This window comes from Pseudomonas sp. PIC25, from assembly GCF_002286785.1.
GTDB lineage: Bacteria > Pseudomonadota > Gammaproteobacteria > Pseudomonadales > Pseudomonadaceae > Pseudomonas_M.
Genome location: NZ_MUJY01000084.1, coordinates 23,692 through 30,757, shown reverse-complemented (window position 1 = coordinate 30,757; position 7,066 = coordinate 23,692). Strand labels below are relative to the sequence as shown.

Here is a 7,066-nt window from a genome sequence, read left to right as displayed (position 1 = left end):
TAGCGTGATATGGACGGCCAGCCTTCTTTGAGGGCTGGCCGTGCCCCCTTCTAGGGGGCCAAAAGCAAGTCCACGTTCTACGAACGTGGATGTTTACTCCTTTGACCCGGCTGTAGGCGCGCTACCCGCGATAGGCCCGTCGCAAGGGTTCGAGTTCGATCTTCTTCATTTGCAGCATCGCGGTGAATGCCCGCTGCGATTTCGCTTCGTCCGGGTCGGCGATCATGTCGAGCAGTTCGGTGGGTGTCACCTGCCAGGACAGGCCGAATCGGTCCTTCAGCCAACCGCACTGTTGGGCGCGCTCATCGCCGCCCGCGGACAGGCGCTCCCAGTAATAATCCACTTCCTCCTGGTTGCGGCAGTTCACTTGCAGCGAAATGGCTTCGCTGAAGGTGAATACCGGGCCGCCGTTGAGTGCGGTGAAGCTCTGGCCGTCCAGTTCGAACTCTACGGTCATCACTGCGCCGGCCGGGCGGCCATGGATTTCCCGCCCGGCTTCGCCATAGCGGGTGATGGTGACGATCCGCGAATTGGGAAAAATGTCGGTATAGAACCGAGCGGCGTTTTCGCCCTGGTCGTCGAACCACAGGCAGGGGGTGATGGTTTGGATGCGTTGCATGGCTTCCTCCTTGTCGTCGCGGCAATGGGCTGCGATTGAAAGGTAGTCGTTCGGCAGGCCGCCGGATCGACAGGAGGAACGAAAAGAATGGCTTGCGACGTGTCGCGCGTCGCAAGCCATGGGTCTCAGCCGCGCTCGATCGCCAGGGCCACGCCCTGGCCGCCACCGATGCAGAGGGTGGCCAGACCCTTCTTCGCGTCGCGCTTGATCATTTCATGCAGCAGCGTCACCAGTACGCGGCAGCCGGACGCGCCGATGGGATGGCCGAGGGCGATGGCGCCGCCGTTCACGTTGACCTTCGAAGCATCCCAACCCAACTCCTTGCCCACCGCCAACGACTGGGCGGCGAAGGCTTCGTTGGCTTCGATCAGGTCCAGTTGGTCCAGGGACCAGCCGGCTTTCTCCAGGCAGCGGCGGGTGGCCGAGACCGGGCCGATACCCATGATCGCCGGGTCGACGCCCGCGTTGGCGTAGGCCTTGATTCGCGCCAGTACCGGCAGGCCCAGGGCGGCAGCCTTGTCGGAGCTCATCATCAGGACGGCGGCGGCACCGTCGTTGAGGCTGGAGGCGTTGCCGGCGGTTACGCTGCCGTCCTTCTTGAAGGCGGGCTTCAGCTTGGCGAGGCTGGCTGCGCTGGTGTCCGGGCGCGGTTGCTCGTCGGTGTCGAAGGCCAACGGGTCACCCTTGCGCTGAGGGATCAGGATCGGCGTGATCTCATCCTTGAAGCGGCCTTCTTCGATGGCGGCTACCGCTTTTTGTTGCGAGGCGGCGGCGAAGGCGTCCTGTTCTTCACGGGAGATGCCGTATTTGTCCACCAGGTTTTCGGCGGTGATGCCCATGTGGTAGTCGTTGAAAGCGTCCCACAGGCCATCGGTGATCATGCTGTCGACCAGTTGCGCATGGCCCATGCGCAGGCCGGTGCGAGCCTTCGGCAGCACGTAGGGCGACAGGCTCATATTCTCCTGGCCGCCGGCGACGATCACCTCGGCGTCGCCGCAGCGGATCGCCTGGGCGGCCAGATGCAGCGCTTTGAGGCCGGAGCCGCAGACCTTGTTCAAGGTCAGCGCCGGGACGATATGGGGCAGGCCGGCCAGGATCGCCGCCTGGCGCGCCGGGTTCTGGCCCGAGCCGGCGGTGAGCACCTGGCCGAGGATGACTTCGTCCACTTGCGCGCCGTCCAGGCCGGTGTGCTCCAGCAGGCGACGGATGATGGCCGCGCCGAGTTCCGGGGCGGGAATGTTCGCCAGCGAGCCCTGGAAACTGCCGATGGCGGTACGGGTGGCGGCGACGATAACGACGTCTTTCATTGCGTCTCTCCAGAAGGCGCGAGCCTCGCAGGGCGAGGCTCGACGAAAAGAATCAGTCGAATTGCATTTCCGGTACGTGATCGGGGATCACCAGCTCACCGGCGGTTCTGGCCCGGATTTCCTCTACGCTAACACCTGGCGCGCGCTCCCGGAGGAAGAAGGCGCCGTTCTCGATCTCCAGGTAGGCGAGGTCGGTGAGCACGCGCTTGATGCAGCCGGCGCCGGTCAGCGGCAGGGTGCAGCGTGGCAGCAGCTTCGATTCGCCGTCCTTGGAGGCGTGGGTCATCACCACGATGATGTTCTCCGCGCCGGCCACCAGGTCCATGGCGCCGCCCATACCTTTTACCAGCTTGCCGGGAATCATCCAGGACGCGATGTTGCCCATCACATCCACTTCGAAGGCACCGAGCACGGTCAGGTCCACGTGGCCTCCACGAATCATGGCGAAGGATTCGGCGGAATTGAAGATGGAAGCGCCGACACGGGCGGTGACCGTCTGTTTGCCGGCATTGATCATGTCGGCGTCGATTTCGTCCTCAGTGGGGAAGGCGCCCATGCCGAGCAGGCCGTTTTCCGATTGCAGCATCACCTCCATGCCCTCGGGGACATAGTTGGCGACGAGGGTGGGAATACCGATGCCCAGGTTGACGTAGTAGCCGTCCTTCAGTTCGCGGGCGATGCGCTGGGCCATTTGTTCGCGGGTAAGTGCCATGGTCTATGCCTCTCGTTCGGTCAACTGCGGACGGTGCGCTTTTCGATGCGCTTCTCGAAGGTGCCGCAGATGATGCGGTCGACGTAGATGCCGGGGGTGTGAATCTGGCTCGGGTCCAGTTCGCCGGGCTCGACGATTTCCTCCACCTCGACCACGGTGATTTTCCCGGCGGTGGCCGCCAGCGGGTTGAAGTTCTGCGCGGTGTGGCGATAGACGACATTGCCGTAGCGATCGGCCTTCCAGCCCTTGACGATGGCGAAGTCGCCGGTAATGGCATGTTCGAGGATGTAGCGACGGCCGCCGAACTCGCGTACCTCCTTGCCTTCGGCGACCGGCGTGCCGTAGCCGGTGGCGGTGTAGAAGGCCGGGATACCGGCGCCGCCGGCGCGCATCTTCTCCGCCAGGGTGCCTTGTGGCGTCAGTTCCACTTCCAGCTCGCCGCTGAGCAACTGTTGTTCGAACAGCGCGTTCTCGCCGACGTAAGAGGCAATCATCTTGCGGATCTGCCGGTCTTCCAGCAGCACGCCGAGACCGAAGCCATCGACCCCGCAGTTGTTGGAGACCACGGTCAGGTCGCGAGTGCCTTTGCGTTTGATTTCGGCGATGAGGTTTTCAGGGATGCCGCAGAGGCCGAATCCGCCGGCCAGGACGGTCATGCCGTCTTCCAGGCCCTCCAGGGCTTCGGCGTAGGTACTCACGCGCTTGTCGAAACCTGCCATCGGTGTTTCCTCTTATTGTTGGCGGTGGGTGCGTGCGAGGGAGTTTTCCGTGGTAGGACTTATTTGTTAAGTTGAATTTTCAAAAGTATTGATTTGGTAAATAGAATAGTCGTCGAGGGCTCCGCATGACCGTCAAACAGCTCCGTGCCTTCCTGGCCGTGGCGCAAACCCTCAGCTTCGCCCAGGCCTGCGAGCGGCTGCACCTGTCGCAGTCGGCCCTGAGCCTGACGATCAAGGCGCTGGAAGACAGCCTTGGCGGGCGTCTGTTCAGCCGCACCACCCGTGCCGTCAGCCTGACGCCGGAAGGTGAGGCCCTGGTGCCGCTGGCGCGGCGTCTGCTGGCCGAATGGGACAACGCCGAAGACGAGCTGCGTCAGCGCTTCACTCTGCGCCAGGGGCGCGTTGCCCTGGCAGCCATGCCGTCCTTCGCCGGCAATTTGTTGCCGCCGATCCTCAAGGACTTCCGGGCGCGCTATCCGCGCATCGGCGTGACGGTCAACGACGTGATCAACGAGCAGGTCATCGAGATGGTTCGTGATCGCCATGTGGAGCTGGGAATTGCGTTCGAGCCGGAGCCGAGCACGCCGCTGAGCTTCATGCCGCTCTACGTCGACCGCTTCGTTGCCGTGGTGCCGCTCGATTCCGCTCTCGCGGAGCGCGAGGAGGTGGGTTGGGCTGAACTGCTGGAGCAGCCGTTCGTCACACTGCAGCGGCCTTCCACCGTGCGCGTCATGCTCGAGGAGCATCTGCGGGAGAGAGGGCTGAAGCTGCCGGTGATATTCGAAAGCCACCAGCTCGCCACGGTCGGACGGATGGTCGGCAGCGGGCTGGGCGTGAGTGCCGTGCCTGCGCTGTGCCGGATACAGATGCACGAATTGGGCGCACGCTGCATCCGTCTGCGCGACCCGGTGATCGAACGGCCGGTGGGCATCCTCACCAAGCCGGGCCATGAGCTGTCCGTCGCCGCACAGGCACTCGCCGATACCCTGCTGGCGGCTCGGCTGGATTTGAAGTGGGGCGGTGCTTTACAGGCGGACGAGTGAATTCGTCTCTACAGGAGGACGATTCTCTGTGCTTGACACCGGGCGACAACTCCCGCAGATTTCGTTTTACGTAACTGATTTACGCAAAAACAAAAACGAGACGCTCGCCATTGAGCGTCCACCTTGCGCGCGGACAGGTCATGATCTTTCCTCTTCCTTATGATTCTTTCTTCACTCGGGGCTGCCGGCCTGCATTCCCGTGTGGCTTCCGCGCAGCATCGCACGCATGAAAATCCTCGGTTTCCAATTGATCATGGGCGACTACCTCGCCCGCAGCGTGCGGGGGATTTCCTGTGCGCCGCCGCTGACCAGGCATTGACCGTCCATACCCTTTGCCTTGTCTGTCAGTTAGGAGCCGATCATGGCCGACCTGTTTGAAAATCCCATGGGTCTCATGGGTTTCGAGTTCATCGAATTCGCATCACCCACCCCGAACGTCATCGAGCCGGTGCTGGAGCACATGGGCTTCACCCACGTGGCGAACCACCGCTCCAAAGACGTGGCGTTGTACCGCCAGGGCGAGATCAACGCCATCGTCAACCGCGAGCGCAAGAGCCACGCCGCATACTTCGCTGCTGAGCACGGGCCATCCGTGTGCGGCATGGCGTTCCGCGTCAAGGATGCGCAGAAAGCCTACAACCGGGCCCTGGAACTGGGCGCCCAGGCCATCGAGATGCCCACCGGGCCGATGGAACTGCGCCTGCCGGCGATCAAGGGCATCGGCGGTGCGCCGCTGTACCTGATCGACCGCTTCGGCGAAGGCAGCTCCATCTATGACATCGATTTCGTCTACCTCGACGGCGTGGATCGCCATCCGGTGGGGGCCGGCCTGAAAATCATCGATCACCTGACCCACAACGTGTACCGCGGGCGCATGGCCTACTGGGCCGATTTCTACGAGAAGCTGTTCAACTTCCGCGAGATTCGCTATTTCGACATCAAGGGCGAGTACACCGGCCTGACATCCAAGGCGATGACCGCGCCGGACGGCATGATCCGTATCCCGCTGAACGAGGAGTCGTCGAAAGGAGCGGGGCAGATCGAAGAGTTCCTGATGCAGTTCAACGGCGAAGGCATTCAGCACGTGGCTTTCCTCACCGATGACCTGATCAAGACCTGGGATGCGCTCAAGGCCCGTGGCACCCGCTTCATGACCGCGCCGCCGGAGACTTACTACGAGATGCTCGAAGGCCGCCTGCCAAACCATGGCGAGCCGGTGGACGAGCTGAAGTCGCGCGGCATCCTGCTCGACGGTACCTCCGAAGGCGGCGAGCGCCGGTTGCTGCTGCAGATTTTCTCGGAGACGCTGCTCGGCCCGGTGTTCTTCGAGTTCATCCAGCGCAAGGGTGATAGCGGTTTCGGCGAAGGCAACTTCAAGGCGCTGTTCGAATCCATCGAACGCGACCAGATTCGCCGGGGTGTGCTGACCACGCCATGACGAACGGGCGATAAATACGCCCCTGCGTGAAATAGCCGCCCCGCACCAATTGCCCCCTCGCCCCTCTGAGGAGAGGGCTGGGGGAACGCCTGGTTGTGCGGGCGCTAAGCCATACGCATCACCATCACGCCATGACAAACGGGCGAATAAATTCGCCGCTACACGGATTAGCAAGTGCGGGAGCGGTCTGTCATAACACGCGATTCGCGTGCTGGCCTTCTCTTTCCCGGCAGGAGATGCGATAACGGACGTCTTCAGGCGCGCCAGCGCCAAGTCCGAGCCTTTCCTCATGACCCTGCGTCTTCCGTCCCCGAACGGTGCTCCGCATCCGCTCCTGGGTATCCTCTTGATCAGTGCGGCAGTATTGCTGTTCGCCGTGCTCGACAGCCTGTCGAAATACCTGTCTGCTTTTCACAGCGTGGTGATGCTGGTGTGGTTCCGCTATGCGGTACACACCCTGCTGCTGGCCGGTGTGCTATTGCCGCGTCGCGGCCTTGGCCTGTTGCGCAGCAAGCGACCACTGCTGCAAGGGCTGCGCGGGCTGTGCCTGTTCGCCACCAGCATGCTGTTCATCAGCGGACTGCGCTATCTGCCCCTGGGCGAGGCGACGGCGATCAACTTCCTGGCGCCGCTGCTGGTCACGGTGCTGGCGGTGCCATTGCTGGGCGAGCGGGCGACCCGTGGCCAATGGGTCGCCGTCGGGGCGGGGTTTCTCGGCGTGCTGATCATCGTCCGCCCGGGTGGCGGCCTGATGACGCCGGCGATGCTGTTCCCGCTGGGTTCGGCGACCTGCTTCGGGCTTTACCAACTGATCACTCGGCGGATCGCGGGCACGGACGATGCCGCGACTACCAACCTGATCACCGGGGTGATCGGGACCCTGGGCACCAGCCTGCTGTTGCCGTTCTTCTGGGAGACGGCTCCGCTCGGCCACATTCTCGGCATGGCGGCCCTGGGCGTGATCGGTCTGTCCGGGCACATGCTGCTCACCTGGGCCTTTCTCTATGCCTCGCCGGTGCTGCTGGCGCCATTCAGCTATGGGCAGATTCTCTTCGCCGGGTTGCTCGGCTATCTGTTGTTCGATCACGTACCAGATGCCGGTGCCTTGCTGGGCATGGCGGTGATCGCCTTGAGCGGCTTGGCCGTGGCGCTGAGGCAGCGGCGCCAGACGGGGCGGGAGTGAAGGGCGGCCGGCTTGAGCGAATGAAATTCGTCTGCAGGTGAGCTT

7 protein-coding genes are annotated in these 7,066 nt (G+C 63.2%); 3 read left to right on the top strand and 4 right to left on the bottom strand.

Features of this window, described 5'->3' with window-relative positions; translation table 11 throughout:
- Positions 1-121: 121 nt before the first annotated feature.
- The 4 genes from BZL41_RS10405 to BZL41_RS10390 all read right to left on the bottom strand — a co-directional run bounded on the left by BZL41_RS10405 (position 122) and on the right by BZL41_RS10390 (position 3,357).
- Positions 122-619, bottom strand: coding sequence for a VOC family protein (locus BZL41_RS10405; RefSeq protein ID WP_095599226.1), 498 nt, complete (start codon positions 617-619; stop codon positions 122-124).
- 125 nt (positions 620-744) lie between these two features.
- Complete coding sequence (locus BZL41_RS10400; protein ID WP_095599225.1) at positions 745-1,926, bottom strand: acetyl-CoA C-acetyltransferase; 1,182 nt, start codon at positions 1,924-1,926, stop codon at positions 745-747.
- A gap of 52 nt (positions 1,927-1,978) precedes the next feature.
- Positions 1,979-2,638, bottom strand: coding sequence for a CoA transferase subunit B (locus tag BZL41_RS10395; RefSeq protein ID WP_095599224.1), 660 nt, complete (start codon positions 2,636-2,638; stop codon positions 1,979-1,981).
- 20 nt (positions 2,639-2,658) lie between these two features.
- Entirely contained in the window at positions 2,659-3,357 is a 699-nt protein-coding gene (locus tag BZL41_RS10390) for a CoA transferase subunit A (protein WP_095599223.1), read from the bottom strand.
- 125 nt (positions 3,358-3,482) lie between these two features.
- Between BZL41_RS10390 and BZL41_RS10385 the strand changes: the two genes are divergently transcribed.
- The 3 genes from BZL41_RS10385 to BZL41_RS10375 all read left to right on the top strand — a co-directional run bounded on the left by BZL41_RS10385 (position 3,483) and on the right by BZL41_RS10375 (position 7,021).
- A complete protein-coding gene (locus tag BZL41_RS10385; RefSeq protein WP_095599222.1) occupies positions 3,483-4,400 on the top strand; it encodes a LysR family transcriptional regulator in 918 nt (305 codons plus the stop codon).
- Positions 4,401-4,761: 361 nt separating this feature from the next.
- Positions 4,762-5,838 (top strand): 4-hydroxyphenylpyruvate dioxygenase, encoded by a 1,077-nt coding sequence (gene hppD / locus BZL41_RS10380; protein WP_095599221.1) that lies wholly within the window; start codon positions 4,762-4,764, stop codon positions 5,836-5,838.
- A gap of 289 nt (positions 5,839-6,127) precedes the next feature.
- Positions 6,128-7,021 carry a DMT family transporter gene (locus tag BZL41_RS10375; protein ID WP_095599220.1) on the top strand — a complete coding sequence of 298 codons (894 nt, stop codon included), beginning with the start codon at positions 6,128-6,130 and terminating at the stop codon, positions 7,019-7,021.
- Positions 7,022-7,066 lie beyond the last annotated feature (45 nt).